The 23,544-nt window shown below is 70.2% G+C and carries 16 protein-coding genes, 1 tRNA gene and 6 pseudogenes; 11 read left to right on the top strand and 12 right to left on the bottom strand.

Going from position 1 to position 23,544, the window contains the following annotated elements; all coding sequences use genetic code 11:
- The first annotated feature begins 1 nt into the window (after window position 1).
- Both ABZV31_RS03480 and ABZV31_RS03475 read left to right on the top strand, forming a co-directional pair.
- Window positions 2-982 (top strand): ABC transporter ATP-binding protein, encoded by a 981-nt coding sequence (locus ABZV31_RS03480; RefSeq protein WP_355887426.1) that lies wholly within the window; start codon window positions 2-4, stop codon window positions 980-982.
- The gene (locus ABZV31_RS03475) at window positions 979-1,695 is read left to right on the top strand and encodes an ABC transporter ATP-binding protein (protein WP_355887424.1); all 717 of its coding nucleotides are present in this window, start codon (window positions 979-981) and stop codon (window positions 1,693-1,695) included. Before ABZV31_RS03480 ends, ABZV31_RS03475 begins: the two co-directional genes overlap by 4 nt.
- A 91-nt stretch (window positions 1,696-1,786) precedes the next feature.
- On the opposite strand, the gene ABZV31_RS03470 is transcribed toward ABZV31_RS03475, so the two are convergent.
- Window positions 1,787-2,458: a response regulator gene (locus ABZV31_RS03470; protein WP_355887421.1), complete on the bottom strand. Its 672-nt coding sequence runs from the start codon at window positions 2,456-2,458 to the stop codon at window positions 1,787-1,789.
- A 105-nt stretch (window positions 2,459-2,563) separates the two neighbouring features.
- Between ABZV31_RS03470 and ABZV31_RS03465 the strand changes: the two genes are divergently transcribed.
- Window positions 2,564-2,638: transfer RNA gene (locus ABZV31_RS03465), tRNA-Leu, on the top strand.
- 105 nt (window positions 2,639-2,743) lie between these two features.
- Window positions 2,744-3,530 (top strand): annotated as a pseudogene (locus tag ABZV31_RS03460) (helix-turn-helix domain-containing protein).
- Window positions 3,531-3,577: 47 nt separating this feature from the next.
- On the opposite strand, the gene pyk reads toward ABZV31_RS03460, so the two are convergent.
- On the bottom strand, window positions 3,578-5,014 hold the full coding sequence (pyk, locus tag ABZV31_RS03455; protein WP_355887418.1) for a pyruvate kinase: 1,437 nt from the start codon (window positions 5,012-5,014) through the stop codon (window positions 3,578-3,580).
- A gap of 170 nt (window positions 5,015-5,184) precedes the next feature.
- The gene (locus ABZV31_RS03450; protein WP_355887415.1) at window positions 5,185-5,901 is read right to left on the bottom strand and encodes an SIMPL domain-containing protein; all 717 of its coding nucleotides are present in this window, start codon (window positions 5,899-5,901) and stop codon (window positions 5,185-5,187) included.
- Window positions 5,902-6,039: 138 nt separating this feature from the next.
- On the opposite strand from ABZV31_RS03450, the gene ABZV31_RS03445 reads away from it, so the two are divergent.
- Window positions 6,040-7,845 carry a 5'-nucleotidase C-terminal domain-containing protein gene (locus ABZV31_RS03445; RefSeq protein ID WP_355887412.1) on the top strand — a complete coding sequence of 602 codons (1,806 nt, stop codon included), beginning with the start codon at window positions 6,040-6,042 and terminating at the stop codon, window positions 7,843-7,845.
- A gap of 76 nt (window positions 7,846-7,921) precedes the next feature.
- Here the strand turns inward: ABZV31_RS03445 and ABZV31_RS03440 are convergent, their stop codons facing one another.
- Window positions 7,922-9,337, bottom strand: coding sequence for a SidA/IucD/PvdA family monooxygenase (locus tag ABZV31_RS03440; protein WP_355887409.1), 1,416 nt, complete (start codon window positions 9,335-9,337; stop codon window positions 7,922-7,924).
- Window positions 9,334-10,701, bottom strand: coding sequence for an aminotransferase class V-fold PLP-dependent enzyme (locus ABZV31_RS03435; RefSeq protein WP_355887406.1), 1,368 nt, complete (start codon window positions 10,699-10,701; stop codon window positions 9,334-9,336). Before ABZV31_RS03435 ends, ABZV31_RS03440 begins: the two co-directional genes overlap by 4 nt.
- 155 nt (window positions 10,702-10,856) lie before the next feature.
- Here ABZV31_RS03435 and ABZV31_RS03430 point away from each other — a divergent pair.
- Window positions 10,857-11,243 (top strand): annotated as a pseudogene (locus ABZV31_RS03430) (GNAT family N-acetyltransferase); the annotation flags it as partial.
- A gap of 228 nt (window positions 11,244-11,471) precedes the next feature.
- On the opposite strand, the pseudogene ABZV31_RS03425 reads toward ABZV31_RS03430, so the two are convergent.
- The 4 genes and pseudogenes from ABZV31_RS03425 to ABZV31_RS03410 form a co-directional block, all read right to left on the bottom strand.
- Window positions 11,472-11,675, bottom strand: a pseudogene (locus ABZV31_RS03425) (NAD(P)H-binding protein); the annotation flags it as partial.
- A 111-nt stretch (window positions 11,676-11,786) separates the two neighbouring features.
- Window positions 11,787-14,279: an aminopeptidase N gene (gene pepN, locus ABZV31_RS03420; protein WP_355887404.1), complete on the bottom strand. Its 2,493-nt coding sequence runs from the start codon at window positions 14,277-14,279 to the stop codon at window positions 11,787-11,789.
- Window positions 14,280-14,692: 413 nt separating this feature from the next.
- The gene (locus ABZV31_RS03415) at window positions 14,693-15,043 is read right to left on the bottom strand and encodes a chorismate mutase (protein WP_355887401.1); all 351 of its coding nucleotides are present in this window, start codon (window positions 15,041-15,043) and stop codon (window positions 14,693-14,695) included.
- A gap of 359 nt (window positions 15,044-15,402) precedes the next feature.
- Window positions 15,403-16,167, bottom strand: a pseudogene (locus tag ABZV31_RS03410) (serine protease).
- A gap of 190 nt (window positions 16,168-16,357) precedes the next feature.
- On the opposite strand from ABZV31_RS03410, the gene ABZV31_RS03405 reads away from it, so the two are divergent.
- On the top strand, window positions 16,358-17,251 hold the full coding sequence (locus tag ABZV31_RS03405; RefSeq protein ID WP_355887399.1) for a hypothetical protein: 894 nt from the start codon (window positions 16,358-16,360) through the stop codon (window positions 17,249-17,251).
- A 170-nt stretch (window positions 17,252-17,421) separates the two neighbouring features.
- Here ABZV31_RS03405 and ABZV31_RS03400 read toward each other — a convergent pair whose 3' ends face one another.
- Window positions 17,422-18,858, bottom strand: a complete 1,437-nt coding sequence (locus ABZV31_RS03400) for an MFS transporter (protein WP_355887396.1) — start codon at window positions 18,856-18,858, stop codon at window positions 17,422-17,424.
- Between the two features lie 135 nt (window positions 18,859-18,993).
- Between ABZV31_RS03400 and ABZV31_RS03395 the strand changes: the two genes are divergently transcribed.
- Window positions 18,994-19,473 carry a MarR family transcriptional regulator gene (locus ABZV31_RS03395; RefSeq protein ID WP_355887393.1) on the top strand — a complete coding sequence of 160 codons (480 nt, stop codon included), beginning with the start codon at window positions 18,994-18,996 and terminating at the stop codon, window positions 19,471-19,473.
- Window positions 19,474-19,660: 187 nt separating this feature from the next.
- Here ABZV31_RS03395 and ABZV31_RS03390 read toward each other — a convergent pair whose 3' ends face one another.
- Complete coding sequence (locus tag ABZV31_RS03390; protein ID WP_355887390.1) at window positions 19,661-20,362, bottom strand: SDR family NAD(P)-dependent oxidoreductase; 702 nt, start codon at window positions 20,360-20,362, stop codon at window positions 19,661-19,663.
- A gap of 102 nt (window positions 20,363-20,464) precedes the next feature.
- Between ABZV31_RS03390 and ABZV31_RS03385 the strand changes: the two are divergent.
- The 3 genes and pseudogenes from ABZV31_RS03385 to ABZV31_RS03375 all read left to right on the top strand — a co-directional run.
- Window positions 20,465-21,208, top strand: a pseudogene (locus ABZV31_RS03385) (enoyl-CoA hydratase family protein).
- Entirely contained in the window at window positions 21,209-22,057 is an 849-nt protein-coding gene (locus tag ABZV31_RS03380; protein WP_355887387.1) for a CoA-transferase, read from the top strand. It abuts the pseudogene before it with no gap.
- A 54-nt stretch (window positions 22,058-22,111) separates the two neighbouring features.
- Window positions 22,112-22,369 (top strand): annotated as a pseudogene (locus ABZV31_RS03375) (nitronate monooxygenase); the annotation flags it as partial.
- Window positions 22,370-22,383: 14 nt separating this feature from the next.
- Here the strand turns inward: ABZV31_RS03375 and ABZV31_RS03370 are convergent.
- The gene (locus ABZV31_RS03370; RefSeq protein ID WP_355887384.1) at window positions 22,384-23,541 is read right to left on the bottom strand and encodes an acetyl-CoA C-acetyltransferase; all 1,158 of its coding nucleotides are present in this window, start codon (window positions 23,539-23,541) and stop codon (window positions 22,384-22,386) included.
- Window positions 23,542-23,544: the final 3 nt, after the last annotated feature.

Here is a 23,544-nt window from a genome sequence, read left to right as displayed (position 1 = left end):
CATGACCACACCCGTACTCGAAGCCCGCGACGTCACCATGCGCTTCGGCGGCCTCACCGCCGTCCGCTCCGTCGACTTCACGGTCAACAGCGGCGAGATCGTCGGCCTCATCGGCCCCAACGGCGCCGGCAAGACCACCTTCTTCAACTGCCTGACGGGACTGTACGTCCCGACCGAGGGCACAGTCTCGTACAAGGGCCAGGTCCTGCCGCCGAAACCGCACCTGGTGACGAAGGCCGGCATCGCCCGCACCTTCCAGAACATCCGGCTCTTCGCCAACATGACGGTCCTCGAGAACGTCCTCGTCGGCCGCCACACCCGCACCAAGGAAGGCCTCTGGTCCGCCCTGCTGCGCGGCCCCGGCTTCAAGAAGGCCGAGAAAGCCAGCGAGGAACGGGCCATGGAACTCCTGGAGTTCATCGGCCTCGCCCACAAGCGGGACCACCTGGCGAGAAACCTTCCCTACGGCGAACAGCGCAAGCTCGAAATCGCGCGAGCGCTGGCCAGCGAACCCGGCCTGCTCCTGCTGGACGAACCCACGGCCGGCATGAACCCCCAGGAGACCCGGACCACCGAAGAACTGGTCTTCGCCATCCGCGACAAGGGCATCTCCGTCCTCGTGATCGAGCACGACATGCGGTTCATCTTCAACCTCTGCGACCGCGTCGCCGTCCTCGTCCAAGGCGAAAAACTCATCGAAGGCACCTCCGACGTCGTCCAGGCCGACGAACGCGTCATCGCCGCCTACCTCGGAGAGCCCTTCGAAGGCGACCCCGGCGAGGCCGAAGCCGCAGAGATCGCGGCCGCAGAGGTCGCCGCCGCGGAGAACGGCAACGCCGAACCCGAAACGGCCGAACCCGAAACGGCCGAATCCGGGACCGCCGAAACCGAAACGGCCGAAACCGGGACCGCCGAAACCAGGGCCGCAGCAGCACCCGCAGACGCGGAGAGCACCACCAGCACCAAGGGAGAAGCCCAGTGACCGCACTGCTCGAGGTCGAGGACCTCAGGGTCGCCTACGGCAAGATCGAAGCCGTCAAAGGCATCTCCTTCAGCGTCGAAGCAGGCCAGGTCGTCACCCTCATCGGCACCAACGGCGCCGGCAAGACCACAACCCTGCGCACCCTCTCGGGCCTGCTGAAGCCCACCGCCGGCAAGATCACCTTCGACGGCAAGCCGCTCAACGGCGTCGCCGCCCACAAGATCGTCTCCCTCGGACTCGCCCACTCCCCCGAGGGCCGGCACATCTTCCCCCGCCTCACCATCGCCGAGAACCTCCAGCTCGGCGCATTCCTCCGCAAGGACAAGGCGGGCATCGAAAAAGACATCCAGCGCGCCTACGACCTCTTCCCCATCCTCGGAGAACGCAGGAAGCAGGCCGCCGGCACCCTCTCGGGCGGCGAGCAGCAGATGCTCGCCATGGGCCGGGCCCTGATGTCCCAGCCCAAGCTGCTCATGCTCGACGAACCCTCGATGGGCCTCTCCCCGATCATGATGCAGAAGATCATGTCGACCATCGCCGAGCTCAAGTCCCAGGGCACCACCATCCTGCTCGTCGAACAGAACGCCCAGGCGGCGCTCTCCCTCGCCGACCAGGGACATGTCATGGAGGTCGGCAACATCGTCCTCTCCGGGACCGGGCAGGACCTGCTGCACGACGAGTCGGTACGGAAGGCGTACCTGGGCGAGGACTAGGTCCCTCATCTCGGATACGGACACGACGAGGCCCGCGCCGCTCATGGAGGGGACGCGGGCCTCGTCATACGTGGCATACGCGCGGTGGTGCTCAGCCCTTGTCAGCCTTCGGGCCCTTCGCAGCCTTCTTCTCCTCGCTGTCCTGAATGACCGCCTCCGCGACCTGCTGCATGGACATGCGGCGGTCCATCGACGTCTTCTGGATCCAGCGGAACGCGGCCGGCTCGGTCAGCCCGTACTCCGTCTGCAGGATCGACTTGGCCCGGTCAACAAGCTTCCGGGTCTTCAGCCGCTGAGTGAGGTCCGCGACCTCCTTCTCCAGTTCCTTCAGCTCCGTGAAGCGCGAGACGGCCATCTCGATCGCCGGAACGACGTCGCTCTTGCTGAACGGCTTCACCAGATACGCCATCGCACCGGCATCCCGGGCCCGTTCCACGAGGTCGCGCTGCGAGAAGGCGGTCAGCATCAGCACCGGGGCAATTCGCTCCTCGGCGATCTTCTCCGCCGCCGAGATGCCGTCGAGCTTCGGCATCTTCACGTCGAGAATGACCAGGTCCGGCTTGTGCTCACGGGCCAGCTCCACGGCCTGCTCACCGTCACCGGCCTCACCGACGACCGTGTACCCCTCCTCCTCCAGCATCTCTTTGAGGTCCAGCCGGATCAACGCCTCGTCCTCGGCGATGACGACACGGGTCGTCAGCGGAGGCACGTGCGACTTGTCGTCGTCGGACACGTCTGCGGGCTGGGGCGACTCGGCGGTCACGGGGGCGCTCCTTGTTCCGGGGCAGGCAAGTACTGCTCCCAAGAGCCTACCCAGCTGCGGTATGGTGGACGGGCAACGGGTCGGGGTAAACCTTCGATTCGTTGGGCCCCGGTAGTCCAATTGGCAGCAGACAATGGTCTCAAACACCATACAGTGTGGGTTCGAGTCCCACCCGGGGCACTTTTCCTTTGATTCCAAGGTCACTATCGGCAAGCGGATGTCCACATTCTCGTGAACATCCGCTTTTTGTGCGCATCGTCGCGATCAGTGACGCAGAGTGGCCGCATGAACTTCCATGGCACTGACGTGCGACAGAAGGCCCTCACCCTGCTACGCGACGGCACGAAGAACGCCGACGTGGCCCGGGAACTCAACGTGCCGCTGGGGGACAGTCGGCTACTGGAAGCACATGGACCGGGCGAAACGCGGGGAGTGTCCCGGCAGGCACGGCCCGAAGTGCCCCCGATGCGACGGGCGGAAGCTCGACGAGCCCGCGTACAGCTATTTGCTGGGTCTCTATCTCGGCGATGGCCACATCAGCCACTACTTCGAGCACCGCGTGCCCAACCTCATGATCACGTGTACGGAATCGTGGCCCGGCCTCATCGACGAGTGTGAGCAGGCTATGCGCGTCTTCCCCGACAACTCCGTGTGCCATGTCCGCAAGACCGGCTGCCGCAACGTGAAGGTCTACTCCAAACACCTGCACTGTCTGTTCCCCCAGCACGGCCCCGGCAAGAAGCACGAGCGCCTCATCGTCCTGGAGCCCTGGCAGCAGGAAATCGTCGATGCTCACCCCTGGGATTTCATCCGCGGCCTCATCCACTCGGACGGCTGCCGTATCACCAACTGGACGACTCGCCTCGTCGGCGGTGAGCGCAAGCGCTACGAATACCCCCGGTACTTCTTCACCAACACCTCGACCGACATCGTCCGGCTCTTCACGGACACCCTCGACAAGGTCGGCATCGAGTGGAAGCCGCTCAACCAGAGCCGTACCGCCGTGACCATTTCCGTTGCCCGCAAATCCTCCGTAGCCCTGCTGGACACCCACGTAGGCCCCAAGCGTTGAAAGGGCCCCCTCGCCACCGAGGGGCCCTACCCGAACCGAACCGCGTCCTACTTGGGCGTATCGTCCTCACCGATGTGGTGCACCCGCACCATGTTGGTCGAGCCGGGCACCCCGGGAGGGGAGCCCGCCGTGATCACCACGGTGTCGCCCCGCTCGCAGCGGCCGTACTTCAGCAGGAGCTCGTCGACCTGGTCGACCATCGCGTCGGTCGAGTCCACGTGCGGGCCCAGGAACGTCTCCACGCCCCACGTCATGCTGAGCTGGGAGCGCGTCGCCGGCTCGGGGGTGAAGGCGAGGAGGGGGATCGGGGAGCGGTAGCGGGAGAGGCGGCGGGCGGTGTCGCCCGACTGGGTGAAGGCGACCAGGAACTTCGCGCCGAGGAAGTCGCCCATTTCCGCCGCGGCCCTGGCGACCGCGCCGCCCTGGGTGCGGGGTTTGTTGCTTTCGGTGAGTGGGGGCAGGCCCTTGGCGAGGATGTCCTCCTCCGCCGCCTCGACGATGCGGGACATTGTCCGGACAGTCTCGACGGGGTACTTGCCGACGCTGGTCTCGCCCGACAGCATCACCGCGTCCGTGCCGTCGATCACCGCGTTGGCCACGTCGCTCGCCTCCGCCCTGGTCGGGCGGGAGTTGTCGATCATGGAGTCGAGCATTTGGGTGGCGACGATCACCGGCTTGGCGTTGCGCTTGGCGAGTTTGATGGCGCGCTTCTGGACGATGGGCACCTGTTCGAGCGGCATTTCCACGCCCAGGTCGCCGCGCGCGACCATGATGCCGTCGAAGGCGGCGACGATGTCGTTGATCGCGTCGACGGCCTGGGGTTTCTCGATCTTGGCGATGACGGGGAGGCGGCGGCCGTCGTCGTCCATGATGCGGTGGACGTCCTTGATGTCGCGGCCGCTGCGGACGAACGAGAGCGCGATGACGTCGAAGCCGGTGCGCAGCGCCCAGCGCAGGTCTTCCTCGTCCTTCTTGGAGAGGGCGGGGACCGACACCGCGACGCCGGGCAGGTTCAGGCCCTTGTGGTCGGAGACCATGCCGCCTTCGACGACCGTGGTGTGGACGCGGGGGCCGTCCACGGCGGTGACGTCCAGGCAGACTTTCCCGTCGTCGACGAGGATGCGTTCGCCGGGGGTGACGTCATCGGCGAGGCCGGTGTGGGTGGTTCCGCAGGTCTGGCGGTCGCCTTCGATGCCCTCTTCGACGGTGATGGTGAAGGTGTCGCCGCGTTCAAGGAGTACGGGTCCTTCGCGGAAGCGGCCGAGACGGATCTTCGGACCTTGAAGGTCGGCGAGGATTCCTACGCTGCGGCCGGTCTCGTCGGCTGCTTTGCGTACGCGCTGGTAGCGCTCCTCGTGTTCGGCGTAGCTGCCGTGGCTGAGGTTGAATCGGGCGACGTCCATTCCGGCCTCGACCAGTGCCTTGATCTGGTCGTACGAGTCGGTGGCGGGCCCCAGAGTACAGACGATCTTTGCTCGGCGCATGAAGTGAGCCTAGGCCTTACCGGTCGGTAGAGAATTGGTGCTGCGTGACTACTCAACAACCTTTGGGTAAAGGACGATTGACAACTGTTGAATTGTGCGGCGGCGTGCTCCGATGAGCATTAGAGGTGTCCGCATGCATTTCTCGGCCGGCGCATTGTCGGTCGGGGCATTTACAGGCGAGGTGGTGTCATGGTGAAGCGCGCGTTGACCTGTGCGTAGACGTGTTGCTTCTGGGGTTCGAGGTCGAGGGGGGCTGCCGTGTCCTCGGCTTCCGTCCCGTAGGCGGCCATGGGCCGCATGCGGCCGGCGGTCCGCTGGTAGGGCTCGGCGTTCTCGGCGCCTGTGTCGGCGAGCTCCACGAGTGCCGCGAGCGTGGTGCCGAGCGCTTCGGCGTACTCCCGTGCGCGCTGGACGGCCTCGCGTACTGCTTGCTGCCGCGCGTCCCTGTGGACGGGTGAGTCGGGGCGGAGGGCCCACCAGGGGCCGTCGACCCGGGTCAGCTCCAAGTCGGCGAGGCGTGTGGTCAGTTCGCCGAGTGCTGTGAAGTCGGAGAGTTCGGCGGTCACGTGCACCTGGCCGTGGTAGCTGCGGACGCGTTCGCCGCGGCCGCGCTGGGTCAGTTCGGGGGTGATGGAGAAGTGGCCGGTTTCCAGGCGCTCCACTGATGAGCCGTAGGACTTCACGAGGTCGAGGACGGCCGCATTGCGTCGGGTGAGGTCGTCGAGGGCGGAGCGGCGGTCCTTGCCGCGGGCGCTGACGGTGATGCCGATGCGGGCGATTTCGGGGTCGATTTCGAGGTGGGCTTCGCCGCGGACGGCGATGCGGGGGGCGTCGGGGGTGCCGTAGGGGACGGCGGGCCGGGGTTCCTCCGAGGCGGGTGAGGTCATACGTCCCACTCTGTCACCGGTGACCGGTTTTCCGCTCCTGCTGGTCACCAGATCGAAACCTGCGGGGTCTGTTGCGGCTCGTCATGACCAGGTCAGAATCTACGCGCGTCATTGACCTTTTCGCGAGGGGAACCAGACATGCCGTTGAACCGCCGGAAGTTCCTGAGGAAGTCCGCCGTGACCGGGGCGGGGGTCGCACTGGCCGGCGCGGCGGCGGCTCCGGCGGCGCAGGCCGCGGAGGCGAAGAAGCCCGCGAAGCCGGCCAAGCGGTACTCCCTGACCGTCATGGGCACGACCGACCTGCACGGGCGCGTCTTCAACTGGGACTACTTCAAGGACGCGGAGTACTCCGACAAGGCGGGCAACGCTCAGGGCCTGGCGCGGATCTCGACGCTGGTGAACCAGGTCCGCGAGGAGAAGGGCCGGTGCAACACGCTGCTGCTGGACGCGGGCGACACGATCCAGGGCACCCCGCTGACGTACTACTACGCGAAGGTGGACCCGATCACCGCCAAGGGTGGTCCGGTGCATCCGATGGCGCAGGCGATGAACGCGATCGGGTACGACGCGGCGGCGCTGGGCAACCACGAGTTCAACTACGGCATCGAGACGCTGCGGAGGTTCGAGGCGCAGTGCCACTTCCCGCTGCTGGGCGCGAACGCGCTGGACGCGAAGACGTTGAAGCCGGCCTTCCCGCCGTACTTCATCAAGAAGTTCCACGTGCCGGGCGCCCCGCCGGTGAAGGTCGCCGTCCTCGGTCTGACCAACCCGGGGATCGCGATCTGGGACAAGGCGTACGTTCAGGGGAAGCTGACCTTCCCAGGTCTGGAGGAGCAGGCCGCGAAGTGGGTGCCGAAGCTGCGCTCGATGGGTGCGGACGTGGTCGTGGTGTCGGCGCACTCGGGTACCTCCGGTACCTCGTCGTACGGTGACCAGCTGCCGTACGTGGAGGACGCGGCCGCGAACGTCGCCAGGCAGGTGCCGGGCATCGACGCGATCCTGGTGGGTCACGCGCACCTGGAGATCCCGGAGCTGAAGGTCACCAACGAGCACACCGGCAAGACGGTCGTGCTGTCGGAGCCGCTGTGCTACGCCGAGCGGCTCACCCTCTTCGACATCGAGCTGGTGTTCGCCAAGGGCCGGTGGGAGGTCGAGTCGGTCTCCGCCTCGCTGCGCAACTCGAACACCGTCGCGGACGACCCGAGGATCACCAGGCTGCTGACGGACGAGCATGCGCAGGTCGTGAAGTACGTCAACCAGGTCGTCGGCACCGCGACCCAGACCCTGACGACGGTCGAGGCCCGCTACAAGGACGCCCCGATCATCGACCTGATCACCAAGGTGCAGGAGGACGTGGTGAAGGCCGCGCTGGCGGGCACCGAGTACGCCTCGCTGCCGGTGATCGCGCAGGCCTCCCCGTTCTCCCGGACTTCACAGATCCCGGCCGGCGATGTGACGATCCGGGACCTGTCGAGCCTGTACGTGTACGACAACACGCTGGTCGCCAAGCTGATGACGGGCGCGCAGATCCGGGCGTACCTGGAGTACTCGGCGGAGTACTTCGTGCAGACGGCGGCCGACGCGGCGGTCGACGTGGAGAAGCTGACGAACGCGAACGGCCGCCCGGACTACAACTACGACTACGTGTCGGGCCTGGCGTACGACATCGACATCGCCCAGCCGGCCGGTTCGCGGATCAGGAACCTGACGTACAACGGTGCGGCGCTGGACGACGCGCAGCAGTTCGTGCTGGCGGTGAACAACTACCGTGCCAACGGCGGCGGTGCCTTCCCGTATGTCGCCTCGGCCAAGGAGCTGTGGTCGGAGTCGACGGAGATCCGTACCCGGATCGCGGAGTGGGTGACCGCGAAGGGTGTGCTGGACCCGAAGAACTTCGCGTCGGTGGACTGGAGGCTGACGCGGAACGGCACGCCGGTGTTCTAGGGGTCAGCGGTGACGGGTCGACGGCGTCGGCGAGGGTTTCTTCGCCTCGGCGTCGTCGACCTGGTTCGCGGTGCTCTCACCGCAGGTCGACGAGTGGGGTGAGTGTCTTCACCTGCCGGTTGGGCTGTGGCTCGAGTCCGAAGGTGGTGAAGGCCGTGCGGGTGGGCAGCGGGTAGGGCTCCTTGCCGGTGAGGGAGTTGAGGATGGTGGCGCTGCGCCAGGCGGCGAGGCCGAGGTCGGGGGCGCCGACGCCGTGGGTGTGGAGTTCGGCGTTCTGGACGTAGACGTGGCAGCCGGTGGTGGTGACGGACGGGTCGAGGACGAGGCGGAACTGTTCGTCGATGCGGGGGCGTTCGCTGTTGTCGCGACGCAGGTAGGGGTCGAGGCCGGCGAGGAGGCGGGTGAGGGGGCGTTCGCGGTAGCCGGTGGCGAGGACGACGGCGTCGGTGGTGAGACGGGTGCGGGTGCCCTGCTGGACGTGTTCGAGGTGGAGTTCGACCCTGGTGGTGGCGACGCGTCCGGCGGTACGGACGTGGACGCCGGGGGTGAGGACGGCGTCGGGCCAGCCGCCGTGCAGGGTGCGGCGGTAGAGCTCGTCGCGGATGGCAGCGATGGTGTCGGCGTCGATGCCCTTGTGGAGTTGCCACTGGGAGGTGACGAGCTGGTCGCGGACGGGTTCGGCGAGGGCGTGGAAGTAGCGGGTGTAGTCGGGGGTGAAGTGCTCCAGGCCGAGTTTTGAGTACTCCATGGGGGCGAAGGCTTCGGTGCGGCCGATCCAGTGGATCTTCTCCCGGCCGGCGGGGCGGTGGCGGAGCAGGTCGAGGAAGACCTCGGCGCCGGACTGTCCGGAGCCGACGACGGTGATGTGGTCGGCGGCCAGGAAGGCGTCGCGGTGGTCGAGGTAGCGGGCGGCGTGGACGACGGGGGCGCCGGGGGCCTCGAGGAGGGGTCTGAGCGGGTCGGGGACGTAGGGTTCGGTGCCGACGCCGAGGACGATGTTCTTCGTGCAGGTGCAGCCGCGGGCTTCGGCTTCGCCGTCGGCGTCGAGCTGGGTGAAGTCGACTTCGAATACGTCGCGTTCGGGGTTCCAGCGGACGGCGTCGACCTGGTGTCCGAAGTGCAGTGCGGGGAGGTTCTCGGACACCCAGCGGCAGTAGGCGTCGTACTCGGCACGCTGGATGTGGAAGCGTTCGGCGAAGTAGAAGGGGAAGAGCCGGTCGCGGGCCTTGAGGTAGTTGAGGAAGGTCCAGTCACTGGCGGGGTCGGCGAGGGTGACCAGGTCGGCGAGGAAGGGGACCTGGATGGTCGCGCCGTCGATGAGCAGGCCGGGGTGCCAGTCGAAGCCGGGGCGCTGTTCGTAGAAGACGGTGTCGAGTTCGGTGAGCGGGTGGGCGAGGGCGGCGAGGGAGAGGTTGAACGGTCCGATGCCGATGCCGACCAGGTCGCGGGGTGCTCCGGGTGCCTGGCGTGGGGGGTGGGGGGTCGGGCTCATCGGGGGGTGCTTCCTTCCACCAGTTTCAGGAGGGCGGCCAGGTCGTCGGGCCGGGTGTCGGGGTTGAGGAGGGTGGCCTTGAGCCAGAGCCGGTCGTCGAGGCGGGCGCGGCCGAGGACGGCGCAGCCTTCGGTGAGGAGTTTGCGGCGTACGGCGGCGACGGCGGCGTCGGGGGCGCCCGCGGGCCGGAAGAGGACCGTGCTGATGGTGGGCCGGTCGTAGAGCTCGAAGCCGGGGTGGTGGCGGATGAGGTCGGCGAACTCGCGGGCCACGGCGCAGACCTGGTCGACGAGGGCGCCGAGGCCGGAGCGGCCGAGGGTCTTGAGGGTGACGGCGATCTTGAGGATGTCGGGGCGGCGGGTGGTGCGCAGGGAGCGTCCGAGGAGGTCGGGAAGGCCTGCTTCGGTGTCGTCGTCGGCGTTGAGGTAGTCGGCGCGCTGGTGCAGGACGGCGAGGTCGCGGGGGTGACGGACGGCGAGGAGGCCGGCGGCGACCGGCTGCCAGCCGAGTTTGTGCAGGTCGAGGGTGACGGTGTGGGCGGCTTCGAGGCCGGTGAGCTTGTCGCGGTGCCGGTCGCTGAACAGCAGGCCTCCGCCGTGGGCGGCGTCGATGTGGAGGCGGGCGCCGTGGGCGGCGCACAGTCCGGCGATCTCGGGGAGCGGGTCGATGAGGCCGGCGTCGGTGGTGCCGGCGGTGGCGGCCACGACGAGGGAGCCGCGCGGACCGGAGATGTCGGTGAGGGCCTCGTGGAGGGCGGCGAGGTCGATGGTGCCGGCGGGGGCGGGGACGATCACGGGTTCGGGCAGGCCGAGCAGCCAGGCGGCGCGGGGCAGTGAGTGGTGGGCGTTGGTGCCGCAGACGAGGCGGACACCGCCGCGGTGGGCCTCGCGGGCGAGGAGCAGGGCGAGCTGGTTGGACTCGGTGCCGCCGGTGGTGACGACGGAGTCGGCCAGGCCTGTCTCGAGGGCGAGTTCGCGGGTGACGAGGGCTTCGAGTTCGGAGGCGGCGGGGGCCTGGTCCCAGGAGTCGAGGGAGGGGTTGAGGGCGCTTGCGGCGAGGTCGGCGGCGGTGGCGACGGCGAGGGGCGGGCAGTGCAGGTGGGCGGCGCACAGCGGGTCGGCGGGGTCGGCGGCGCCTTCGGCGAGGGCGTGGACGAGTTTGCGCAGGGCGTCCGGATCGCCCTGGTCGGGCAGGACGTCGCCCACCGCGTCCCGCATCCGGGCGGCGACCGCGTCGGGTCCGCCCGCGGGCAGTGGTCCCCCGCGTGCGCGCCGGCCGCTGTCCAGGGCGTCGAGCACCGTGTCGAGCAGGGGCCGCAGGGCGCCGGGGCCTTCGGGACCCGAGGCGAGGGGCGGAGTACTCATCGGCTGTCCTCCGGGGCGCGGGGCAGGGACTTCCACTGTGTACGCAGGGGGGTCCGACGCGCCCGGAAAGCTCAACGATCGGAACCCGAAAGGGGGTACTGCCGTGCGGGGAAAACGTGTTGGGGCACGCGCGAAGCGGGGACAGCTTCGGACGGATGGTGGATGCGTGGATGATCGACGTGCCCGGTGCACGGGTGAGGGTCCGGGAGCCCGCTCCTGAGGACGAGGCTGCGCTGCTGGCCCTGTTCGAGGCGGGTGAGGACTGGTTCGTGGCGGCGACGGGGCTGCCGTCGGCGCCGGGTGATGTGCAGAGCCTGTTCCATTCGCTGCCGGAGGGGGCGAGCCCGGAGGACAAGGTGCTCCTGGTCGTGGAACGGGACGACGGGGCCGTGGTGGGTCTGGTGGACGCCGTGCGGGACCATCCGGAGCCGGGTGCCGTGGAGGTGGGGATGTTCCTGCTGGCGCCCGAGGCGCCAGGTCGCGGTGTGGGGCGGGCGGTGGCTGAGGCGCTGCTGGCGCGTGCGGAGGGCGTGACGCGGGTGACGGCGACCGTCCCGCCCGGCTGGGAGCCGGGGAACGCTTCCTGCAGCGGCTCGGTTTCGCCGTGGAGGAGCCGTCGGCGGTGGGCACCGAGGTCGGCAACCGGCGGGCGGGGCCGCGTGAAGGGGCGGTGCGGCGGGCGGAGTTGCGGTTCGGCCCGCACCGCTGAGGACCACCCGCGGTACCGCTGGTGTGCCGGCTCGGCTCCGGAAGTCGTCCGCGTGGTCGATGGCCTGGATGTTCAGGAACAGCTCGGTCGCCCCTTGAAACGAGGCGGCCGGGTCGTCGGGATGGAACCGCACCAGCTCGGCCTGCTCAGGCAGGGCGGCCCGCCGCGGGTCGCGGGTCCGCGCCCGCACGGGCCGCCCTGCGGCGACGAGGCGGTCGACGAGGGCACGGCCGACGTTGCCGGTCGCGCCGGTCACGACGATCACGGGTTGCCTCCCGGAGCTGGGGCTGATCGTCCTTGGCCGCTCGAGCCCAGGAAGAACGATCGGCCTACCGCATCGTCGTCAGGGACCAGCCGTGCCCTACGTCCCGCCCCCCTACGCCTGCCTCACCCGCAGCGCCCGTGCCAGGTCGTCGAGTTGGTCGACGAGCTTGCGGCGCAGGGCGGGGATCGGGTTGGCGTCGCGCAGGCAGGCCTCGCCGAGGCGCAGGTTCTCGGCGTCGACGGCGTGGGCGGGGAAGGCCCAGCGGCCGGCGGCATCGGCGATGGCGGGCCCGCGGCGGGCGGCGACGGCGACCGCGTCCGGGTAGTAGCGCTGCACGTACGGCCGGACCAGGTCGGCCTGTTCGGGCTGCCAGAAGCCCTGGGCGGTGGCGGTGAACAGGTAGTTGGAGAGGTCGTCCGTGGCGAACATCGCCTCCCAGGCGCGGCGCTTGGCCTCCTCGTCGGGCAGGGCGGCGCGGCAGCGGGCGGCGCCCTCCTGGCCGGTGGCGCTCGGGTCGCGCTCCAGCTCGGCGGCGATGGCGGCCTCGTCGGTGGCGCCGAGGACGGCGAGGCGGGACAGGACGCGCCAGCGCAGCTCGGGGTCGAGTTCGGGGCCGCCGGGCACGGTGCCGTCGGCGAGCCACGCGGCGATGGTGTCGGGGTGGACGGCGACGTCGATGAAGTGGCGTACGGCGATCAGGCGCAGGCCGGGGTTGTCGCCGTCCTCGGTGCGGCGGATCAGGTCGCGGCACAGGGCGGCGAGGGTGGCGAGGGCGGCGGGCCGCTCCTCGGGCTTCAGGTAGCGGTCGGTGACGTGGGCGCGGGCGAAGGCGAGGACGCCCTCGACGACGGCGAGGTCGGTCTCGCGCGGCAGGTGGGCGCGGGCGGTCTCCAGGTAGGCGGAGGCGGGCAGTTCGCCGTCGCGGACGGCGTCGCGCAGGGCGTTCCACACGACCGCGCGGGTGAGCGGCTCGGGCAGGCCGGACAGCCCTGCGCGGAGGGTCTGGAAGGACGCGGGGTCGAAGCGGACCTTGGCGTAGGTGAGGTCGCCGTCGTTGAGCAGGAGCAGCGCGGGGCGCTTGCCGATGGGCAGGCCGTCGGTCTGCGGTACGTCCAGGTCGAGGCGTTCGCGCAGGACGAGGTGTCCCTCGTCGGCGAGGTCCTGGTCGTACAGGCCGACGGCGATGCGGTGCGGGCGGCTGCCGTCGCGTTCGACGGTGAGGGTGCAGGCGCCGTTGCCGCCGGGGGTGAGGCGCGGGGTGAGGGTGTCGACGCCGGTGGTGCGCAGCCAGGCGTCGGCCCAGGCGTGCACGTCGCGGTCGGTGGCGGCGGCGAGGGAGTCGATGAAGTCGGACAGGGTGGCGTTGGCGAACTTGTGGCGTGCGAAGTGGGTGTTGATGCCGGCGAGGAAGTCCTTCTCGCCGAGCCAGGTCACCAGCTGGCGCAGGGCGGAGGCGCCCTTGGCGTAGGAGATGCCGTCGAAGTTGAGCAGGGCGGAGGCGGTGTCGTCGACGGCCTCGGGCGCGACGGGGTGGGTGGACGGGCGCTGGTCGGCGTCGTAGCCCCAGGCCTTGCGGGCGACGCCGAAGTCGGTCCACGTGTCGGTGAAGCGGGTCGCCTCGGTGAGGGTCTGGTAGCCCATGTACTCGGCGAAGGACTCGTTCAGCCAGATGTCGTCCCACCACTTGAGGGTGACGAGGTCGCCGAACCACATGTGGGCCATCTCGTGGGCGATGACCATGGCGCGGGTCTGCCGCTCGGTGTCGGTGACGGCGGAGCGGTAGACGAACTCGTCGCGGAAGGTGACCAGGCCCGGGTTCTCCATGGCGCCGGCGTTGAACTCGGGGACGAAAGCCTGGTCGTAGGAGTCGAAGGGGTAGGGCTCCTCGAACTTCTCGTGGTAGCGGTCGAAGCACGCGCGCGTGACGTCGAGGATCTCGTCGGCGTCCGCGTCGAGGTGGGGGGCGAGCGAGCGGCGGCAGTGGATGCCGAAGGGCAGGCCGCGGTGCTCGGTGCGCACGGTGTGCCAGGGGCCGGCGGCGACGGCGACGAGGTAGGTGGAGATCCGCGGGGTGGGCGCGGCCTGCCAGCGGCCGTTGCCGAGGTGGTCGGTGATGCCGTTGGCGAGGACGGTCCAGCCCTCGGGGGCCTTGACGGACAGGTCGAAGACGGCCTTGAGGTCGGGCTGGTCGAAGGCGGCGAAGACGCGCTGCACGTCGTCCATGAACAGCTGTGTGTAGACGTAGGTCTCGCCGTCGGTGGGGTCGGTGAAGCGGTGCATGCCCTCGCCGGTGCGGGAGTAGCGCATGGAGGCGTCGATGCGCAGCTCGTGCTCGCCGGGGGTGAGGCCCTTCAGGGGCAGGCGGTTCTCGTCCAGGCTCTCCGGGTCGAGGGGCTGTCCGTCGAGGGTGGCGGAGCGCAGCTCGGCGGGCTTGAGCTCGACGAACGTGTCCGTGACGTCCTGGCCGGCGCGCACGGTGAACCGGATGACGGTCAGGGAGTCGAAGGTCTCGTCCCCGGCGGTCAGATCGAGTTCGATCGTGTAGCGGTGGACGTCGAGGAGCTGGGCACGGGTCTGCGCTTCGTCGCGCGTGAGTACGGACATGAACGCCATGCTGCCTGATGCCACTGACAGGGCACGAGGGGGTTTCGGTGGCGCGGGCTGGGTGCGGTCCTGCGCGGGCGCCGCCCGGTGGGCGTCGCGCTGCAGGGGCACCCGTGCGCCGGGGTGGGGCAGGGCGGGCAGGGCGGGCAGGGCGGGTGCCCGGCGGGTTCGGCGTGGTCGTCCACCCGAGCGCGCATTGCGCACACCTCCTCCACGAGCGCCTGGTGGTGTCGGTGGGCGTCGTAGAGGTGGCGGACCTTGGTGCGCAGCACCGAGGCGCTAACCGATGCGCCCGCCGGCTGACGGAAAGTGTCCGCCGTCTGACGGAAAGCGCTCGTCGGCTGACGGGCGGTGCACGGCGCAGCATGCCCCGCCCCCGCCCCGGTGACCCGCCCGGTGCGGATCGGCCGAGGTCAGGTCGTCGCCGGTGCCGCGCCGTTGCCGGCGTCCTCGGCGATGCGCTCGTGGTGGCGGATCACCTCGGCGATAATGAAATTCAGGAACTTCTCAGCGAACCCCGGGTCCAGCTTGGCGTCCTCGGCGAGGGCGCGCAGCCGCTCGATCTGACGGGCCTCGCGGGCCGGGTCGGCGGGCGGCAGCTGGTGGGCGGCCTTGAGGTGGCCGACCTGTTGGGTGCACTTGAACCGCTCGGCGAGCATGTGGACGACGGCCGCGTCGATGTTGTCGATGCTGTCGCGCAGCCGCGCGAGCTCCTTGCGGACGGCGGGGTCGACGTCACCGGTACCGGTGCTGCTGGTGGTCATGGGCGTCAACCCTACGGGGTGTGCGGGCGTTCGATCATGGGTGGACGGTCGGAACCGAGTATCCCGTTGCTCCAGGCGTCGGGGATGGCGCGGCCTGCTGGGCGCGGCCGCCTTCGAGGAGCTGGGCGGGGACCCGGGGCCTGCTGCGCCACGAGGTGACCGTCCCCGGGCCGCGGCAGCTGTTCCCGCTGGAGGTGCGCGGGCCCGTGGGATCTCGCGGTGGTGTACGTCGGCGGTGAGCGAGGTGGGGGCGCCACTTGCCCGGGGACGGCGCCGCGGGTCAATACAGCTGGCGGGTCAAATACCGCTGGCGGGTCAAATACCGCTGGCGGGCCACTACAGCCAGCGGGTCACTGCAGCTAGAGGGCGGCCGCCGCGCGAGCTATGTCGCTCGCGAAGGTGTCGACCTGGGTGTAGATGCCGGGCACGCCGGGGCGGGCGCAGCCGCGCCCCAGCTGACGATGCCGACCTCGGTCCAGGCGCCGGAGTCGTCCTTGCGGAGCATGGGGCCGCCGGAGTCGCCGGAGCAGGTGTCGACGCCGCCGCGCCGGTACCCGGCGCAGATCTCGTCCTTGGGGACCAGCCGGTTGCCGTAGTGCCGCTTGCACACGCTGTCGCTGACGTGAGGGAGGACGGCCTTGCGCAGTTTCGTCGTACCGGTGTGGGCGCTCTCGGTGCTGCCCCAGCCGGCTACGGTGAACATGCCGCGGTTGTAGCGGGAGCTGGTGGCGATCTCGAGTGTGGGCAGGTCGAGCGGCCGGGCGAGCTTGATCAGCGCCCAGTCCCTGCCTTTGTGGTGATAGCCGGGGGCCTGCTTGACCTTGGTCGACTTCACCTTGATCGCGGCGGAGGAGCCGAGGTCGGTGACGCCGGCGGTCACGGTGATCCCGCTGGTGCTGCCGGAGCCGTGGACGCAGTGCGGTCGCCGCGGTCAGGACGACGTCCTTCTGGTACAGGGCCCCGCCGCAGCCCATGGAGAGGTGGACGATGAACGGGAACTCGTTCTGCGCGGCGGGCGTTCCTCCCACGACGGGCGCGGGAGCGGCCTGGGCACCGGCGGGCTGGAGGCTTGCGACCGCGAGGGCGACTGCAGTAGCCGCCGCGGCTCTTCCGACCGGGGACAGAGGGCTTCATCCGGGCTCCGCGGCTCAACCTACGTCCTTTCGTGGGGGGTTGGGCGGTCGGAGTATGAAGATCGGGCCGTGCGCATGACAACGACGGATCTCACGCCCCGACCGGGAACTGGGCCAGCGAAAATCCGCTCACGTCCGCATAGAGTGGTAGGGAGTTCAGGGCGTCTTTGGGGGTACGGGCGTGGCGAACGACGGACCGGTCGAGCACGGCTACCCACATCTGGAGACGGTGCGCTCCGCGATCACCGCGCTCTACAAGCGGCTGTCGTACGACACCGTCCAGACGTTCGCGACCAGTGTGGCCCCCGCCGACGTGGCCTTCTGCGACACCGACGACCTGCATCTGGGCGCGCAGCGCGTGGCCCGTGAACTGGTGCGCCACTACCGGCTGCCGGAAGCCCGTCTGATCGTCAGCTTCCGCGAGATGACGCACGCGGCGAACGTCGAACTGGCGGCGGGCCCCGAGTACTTCGTCGAGCTGAACGACCGCTTCCGCACCCATCGGCGGGACATCGGCGCGGCCCTCGCCCATGAGGTGATGCACGTCTATCTGCACCGCCTGGGTCTCTCCCTCCCCGGCACCCGCGACAACGAGATCCTCACGGACACCGCGGCGACGTACCTGGGCGCGGGCTGGCTCCTGCTGGACGCATTCCGGGAGGACGGGGCGTCCTCGCAGAAGCTCGGCTACCTGACCCCGGAGGAGTTCGGCTACGTCCTGGCCAAGCGTGCGCTGGTGTTCGGCGAGGACCCCTCGACGTGGTTCACCAGCCCACAGGCGTACGAGGCGTACGTCAAGGGCATGGCCCAGGCCCGCCGGGACGAGCAGCAGCAGCCGCTGACGGCGGCCGGCTGGGCGGGCCGCCGCCGCTACGCCCGCGACCGACGGCACGCCCAGGACCACGCACCTCTCGCCCAGCCGGGCGTGCCCTACTCCTTCACGCCGGCCGTCCGTGGTCCGCTCCGGGTGTCGTTTCCCTGCCCGACCTGTCACCAGCGGATCAGGGTGGAGGTGCGGGGCCGGGTGCGGGCGCGGTGCGGGCTCTGCCGGACGGTGCTGGAGTGCGACACGTAGGGCAACGGTCACCGGGCGCAGGAAATGCAGCCCCTCTGGGGGTACCCCCTGCTCGAAGCAGCTTGGGGCAGTTCGAGGAGAGGAGCGGGGGTCCAGGAGGGCGGAGCCCCCTCGGGGGCAGTGCGGGACCCCTCAGAGCCCCGCACCCAGGGTCACCCACGGCCCTGCCCTCACTCGTGCTCGGCCACCGCCCGCCGCGGCAGCGCCCCGCACAGGCCGGCGCAGATCACGAACCCCGCCGTCACCCAGGGCATCGCCGTGGTCAGGGCGTGGGTCAGACCGTGGGAGGTGTGGCCGAAGAACACCGTGCCGATCACCGCCGCACCCAGCGCGCCGCCGAACTGCTGGGCCGTGGAGAAGATCCCCGACGCCCCGCCCGCCAACTCACCGGGCACCGCGGACAGCACCACATTGACCAGCGGCACCACCAGGAAGCCCAGCCCGGCCCCGGCGATCACCAGCCCCGGCACCAGCGGCCACGCCCCCGTGTGAGCGGCGGAGGAGTCGGTGACCGCCGCCCAGATCCAGCAGAAGCCGCCGGCCATCATCAGCGCCCCGGCGCCGAGCACGAGGCGGCCGTACTTCACGGCGAGACCGTCGGCGGCGGGCGCGGTCAGGAAGCTCCCGGCCGAGAACGCCACCGTCAGCACACCGGCCTGCGCGGGCGAGTAGCCCTCGCCCGCCTGCAGCCAGAGAGCGAAGACCAGGAAGAAGCCCTGCATGCCGACGGAGAACAGCAGCTGCACCAGGACGCCCACCGAGAACGCCGGCAGCCGGAACGCCCGCGCCGGCAGCAGCGGCACCGTGCCGGGCGTACGGCGCCGCGCCTCGTACACCCCGAGCCCGGCGATCGCCAGCACCCCGGCGGCGAGGCAGGTCCAGCCCCACAGCGGCCAGCCGTTCTGCCGGCCCTGCACCAGCGGCAGCACGACCGCCACCAGCCCGGCGGCCAGCACCAGGCTGCCGAGCACGTCGGGACGCCCGGCGGACCGCTCCTTCGTCGACGGCACCAGCAGCAGCCCGGCCACGAAGGTCCCGACGGCGACGGGCACGTTGACGAGGAACACCGACCGCCAGCCCCAGCCGAACAGGTCGGCGTCGGTCAGCAGCCCGCCGAGCAGCAGGCCGATCGCGGAGGCGAACCCGGCGACGGCGCCGTACATCCCGAAGGCCGCTCCCCGATCCTTGCCCCGGAACAACGTGCGGAAAGAGCCCAGCACCTGCGGCATCAGCACCGCGGCCAGCACGCCCTGCACGGCCCGGGCGGCGATGAGCTGCCCCGGTGAGCCGGCGATCCCGCAGCCCAGGCTCGCCAGCCCGAAGCCCGCGGTGCCGGCAAGGAACAGTCCCCGGCGTCCGAAGCGGTCCCCGAGGTGACCGGAGACGATCAGCGTGGCCGCGAAGCCCAGCAGGTAGGCGGAGACCAGCCACTGCAGGTCGCTCGCCGAGGCGTGCAGGTCACGGCCGATGGACGGGATCGCCACGTTGACGATCGTCACGTCCAGCAGGTCCATCAGCGCCGCGATCATCATCACGACGGCGGCCGCCCAGCGACGGGGGTACGGCTCCGCCGCGGTGGGCGGGGGTGTGGTGAGGGTCGTGGACATGATGACTCCCTGGTGGGCAGGGGCCGTTGCTCGGCCTCGATTTATTTCGTTCGACCTAACGAAAGACTTGCATCGACCCAGGCGTGACCGCAAGTCCTTAGTTCGGTTGAACGAAATATTTGTTAGCCTGGATCCATGACCAGCGAAGAGACAGCGGACGACAAGCGGCGGGCCGAGACGCTGGAGCGGCTGATGACCGTGGGCCGGGAGCACAGCGGGGTCACCGTGATGTTCCACTCGGCGATCGCCGCGAAGCAGGGGCTGAACGCCACGGAGGAAAAGACCCTCGACCTCCTGGAGCGGCACGGTCCGCTCACCGCCAAGGACCTCGCCCGGCTGACCGGCCTGGCCCCCGCCTCCGTCACCGGTCTCATCGACCGCCTGGAGACCAAGGGCTTCGCCCGCCGGGTCAAGCACCCCACCGACAAGCGCCGGGTGCTCGTGGAGCTGAACCGGGACAAGATCGGGGAACTCGCCGTGTTCTTCGAGGACTGGGCGCGCGACGTCGTCGAGGGATGCGAGGCGTTCAGCACGGAGGAGTTGGAGACGGTGATCCGCTTCCTGTCGGTCATGACCGAGCGGCAGCGCAAGGCGGCGGCACGCCTTTCGGGCTGACGCCCAGGGGAGTGCGTACGGCCTCTACCCACGTACGGTCTCCACGCCCCGCACGCCGCCCGCTTACGGTCTCCACGCCCCGCACGCCGCCCGCGTACGCCCTCTACCCGCGTACGGTCCTAGAGGCCCAAACGCGGCCCGTTTTGGTCTCCACGCCCCCCGTACGCCGCGGCGTAGGCAGCACGCATTACGCCCCGTACACCGCCCCGGGCACCTCCGCCTCCGCCAGCAGCTTCAGCGCCGCCTCTCCCGCCTCGGCCGGGGTCCACCGCGCTCCCTTGTCGGCCGTGGGGCCGGGGCGCCAGCCCTCCATGACGGTGATACGGCCGGCCTCCGCCTCGAAGACGCGGCCGCTCACCCCGGCGCTCGCCGGGGAGCCGAGCCACACCACCAGGGGGGAGACGTTCTCGGGGGCCATGGCGTCGAAGCCGGAGGCCGGGGCCGCCATGGTTTCGGCGAAGGCGCGTTCCGTCATCCGCGTACGGGTGACGCTGCCGATCATCACCACGGCGCCCCTGGCCCGTTTCAGGTGCTCGTACGCGGCGAGCGAGGCGGTCAGCGGGGTGAGGAGGTTGAGCTCGACGACGCGGGCGTGCCGCTCGGGTTCGGCGTCCGTGAGCAGCCGGTAGGGGGTGCCGCCCGCGTTGTTGACGAGGACGTCGAGGCGGGGCAGGGCGTGGAAGAAGTCCCGCACGGCCGCCGGATCGCGCAGGTCGAGGGGCTCGAACTCCGCGCCCGCCACCGGGACTTCGGGCGGGCGGCGGGCACACGTCACGACGTCGGCGCCCGCTTCGACGAAGGCCCTCGCGATCCCGGCTCCGACCCCCCGGGTGCCGCCCGTGACGACGACCGTCCGGCCGCTCAGCGGCGGGGAATGCGAGTTATCCACAGGGCCTCCCGCTCGGATCCTCCGGCTGCTAGCTTCGAAGCACCTCGCACCTAACAAATGTTTGGTGGAAAGGCAGTTGAGTGGAAGGTAGCTGATGCGCCCATGGGTGTCTCCACCTCGTCCGCGGAAAAAGGGATTTCCGTCGTCACGGTCGACTTTCCACCGGTCAACGCGCTGCCGGTGAGCGGCTGGTTCACCCTGGCCGACGCGGTGCGGTCGGCGGGCCGCGACCGGGAGGTCCGATGCGTCGTGCTGGCCGCCGAGGGCCGCGGGTTCAACGCGGGCGTGGACATCAAGGAGATACAGGCGGACAGCCGGACCGCCCTGATCGGCGCCAACCAGGGCTGCGCCGCGGCCTTCACCGCGGTCTACGAGTGCGAGGTGCCCGTCGTGGCGGCGGTGCACGGCTTCTGCCTGGGCGGCGGCATCGGCCTGGTGGGCAACGCGGACGCGATCGTGGCGAGCGACGACGCGACCTTCGGCCTGCCCGAGCTGGACCGGGGCGCGCTGGGCGCGGCCACGCACCTGTCCCGGCTGGTCCCCCAGCACCTGATGCGCGCCCTGTAATACACCGCGCGCACGGTGACGGCGGCCGAGCTGCACGCGCACGGCTCGGTGTGGCAGGTGGTACCCAAAAGCGAACTGCGGGCGGCGGCCCTGGAGTTGGCCCGCGAAATCGCCGCCAAGGACGGCGAGCTGATCCGTTTGGCCAAGGACGCCCTCAACGGCATCGATCCGGTGGACGTGCACCGCAGCTACCGCTTCGAGCAGGGCTTCACCTTCGAGGCGGGGCTCAGTGGCGTGGCCGACCGGGTCCGCAGCGCCTTCGGGAAGGACGGTGGCTGAGTGAGCGACAAGACGATGACGGCCGACGCGGTCGTCTCCCGGCTGCGCAGCGGGATGACCCTGGGCATCGGCGGCTGGGGCTCGCGCCGCAAACCGATGGCCCTGGTCAGAGCACTCCTGCGGTCCGGCATCACCGACCTCACGATCGTCTCGTACGGCGGCCCGGACGTCGGCATGCTGGCGGCGGCCGGACGCATCCGGAAGCTGGTCACGGCCTTCGTCACCCTCGACTCGATCCCCCTCGAACCCCACTACCGCGCGGCGCGCGAGCACGGCGCGCTGAAGCTGACGGAGATCGACGAGGCGATGTTCCTGTGGGGGCTGCACGCGGCGGCGAACCGGCTGCCCTTCCTGCCGGTCAGGGCGGGGCTCGGCTCGGACATCATGCGGGTCAACCCCGGACTGCGCACGGTCACCTCACCGTACGACGACGGAGAGACGTTCGTGGCGATGCCGGCCCTGCGGATGGACGCGGCCCTGGTACACGTCAACCGCGCCGACCGGCTGGGCAACGGGCAGTATCTGGGCCCGGACCCGTACTTCGACGACCTGTTCTGCGAGGCGGCGGACGAGGCGTACGTCTCCTGCGAACGCGTCGTGGACACGGCCGAGCTGACCAAGGAGGCCGCCTTGCAGACCCTGCTGGTCAAACGACACACGGTGACCGGCGTGGTCGAGGCCCCCAACGGCGCGCACTTCACCTCCTGCGCCCCGTACTACGGGCGTGACGAAGCCTTCCAGAAGCAGTACGCAACCAGGCCCTGGCCCGAGTTCGCCGAGCGGTTCCTGGCCCGGGACGAGCAGGCGTACCAGTTTGCCGCGCAGGCATGGCACAGGGAGCGGTCATGAGCGAAGCGACGCCTGCCCCTCCTCCCCGGCCCACCTGCACACCCCTTCCCCCACCGGCAGATGGTCCGCGACGGCCTGACGCTGCGGCACGGAAAGGAGCTGCCCTGGAGTCAGGTGCTGCTCGCCGCCAACACGCCGATGCTGCTGAAGTCCGCGATGGTGGATGGCCGTACGGACCTCGGGGTGATGGCTGCCGGGCAGGTCGCCGGGGTGATCGACGACCTGCCGTCGTGCGCGGAGCTGGTGGAGCGGATCATGACGGAGGCGGAGGAGGTGCTGAAGTCCCTGGAGGGGCTCGCAGCCGGCCGCTGATCAGGCATACCCCCTCAGAGCCGTTCGATGATCGTCACGTTGGCCTGGCCGCCACCCTCGCACATCGTCTGCAGCCCGAACCGGCCGCCGGTGCGCTCCAGTTCGTGCAGCAGGGTCGTCATGAGCTTGGCGCCCGTCGCACCGAGCGGGTGGCCGAGGGCGATCGCGCCGCCGTTGACGTTGACCTTGTCCGGGTCCGCGCCCGTCTCCTTCAGCCAGGCGAGGACGACGGGGGCGAAAGCCTCGTTGATCTCGACGAGGTCGATGTCGTCGATCGTCAGACCGGTCTTCTTCAGGGCGTGCGCCGTGGCCGGGATCGGGGCCGTCAGCATGCGGATGGGGTCCTCGCCGCGCACCGACAGGTGGTGCACGCGCGCCCGCGGCCGCAGCCCGTGCTCGAGCACCGCCCGCTCCGAGGCGAGCAGCAGGGCGGCGGCGCCATCGGACACCTGGGAGGAGCAGGCGGCGGTGATGGTGCCGCCGTCGATGACCGGCTTCAGCGCCGCCATCTTCTCCAGCGAGGTGTCCCGCCGCGGGCCCTCGTCGATCGCGACGTTGCCATAGGGGACGATCTCCCGCTCGAAGCGTCCCTCGTCGATGGCGCGCAGTGCCCGCCGGTGGGACGTGAGGGCGTACTCCTCCTGGTCCTGCCGGCTGATGCCCCACTTCGCGGCGATCATCTCGGCGCCGGCGAACTGGTTCACCGGCCGGTCCCCGTACCGCGCCCGCCAGCCCTCGCTGCCCGCGAAAGGGCCCTCGGTGAAGCCCAGCGGCTCGGCGGCCTGCCGGGTGGCGAAGGCGATGGGGATCTGCGACATGTTCTGCACGCCGCCCGCCACCACGAGATCCTGTGTCCCGGACAGCACGCCCTGGGCCGCGAAGTGCACGGCCTGCTGCGAGGAGCCGCACTGCCGGTCGACGGTGACGCCCGGCACCTCCTCGGGCAGCCCGGCCGCCAGCCAGCAGGTTCGCGCGATGTCCCCGGCCTGCGGCCCCACCGCGTCCAGGCAGCCGAAGACGACGTCCTCGACGGCGGCCGGGTCGACCCCGGCCCGTTCGATCAGCGCCTTGAGCACATGGGCGCCCAGGTCGGCCGGGTGGACTTCGCTGAGTCCTCCCCCGCGCCGCCCGACGGGCGTGCGGACCGCTTCGACGATGTAGGCCTCGGCCATGGC

The organism is Streptomyces sp. NPDC005202, assembly GCF_040608235.1.
Taxonomy (GTDB): Bacteria; Actinomycetota; Actinomycetes; order Streptomycetales; family Streptomycetaceae; genus Streptomyces.
The sequence above is the reverse complement of the archived record's forward strand: the minus strand, read 5'-3'. Positions and strand labels throughout refer to the sequence as shown.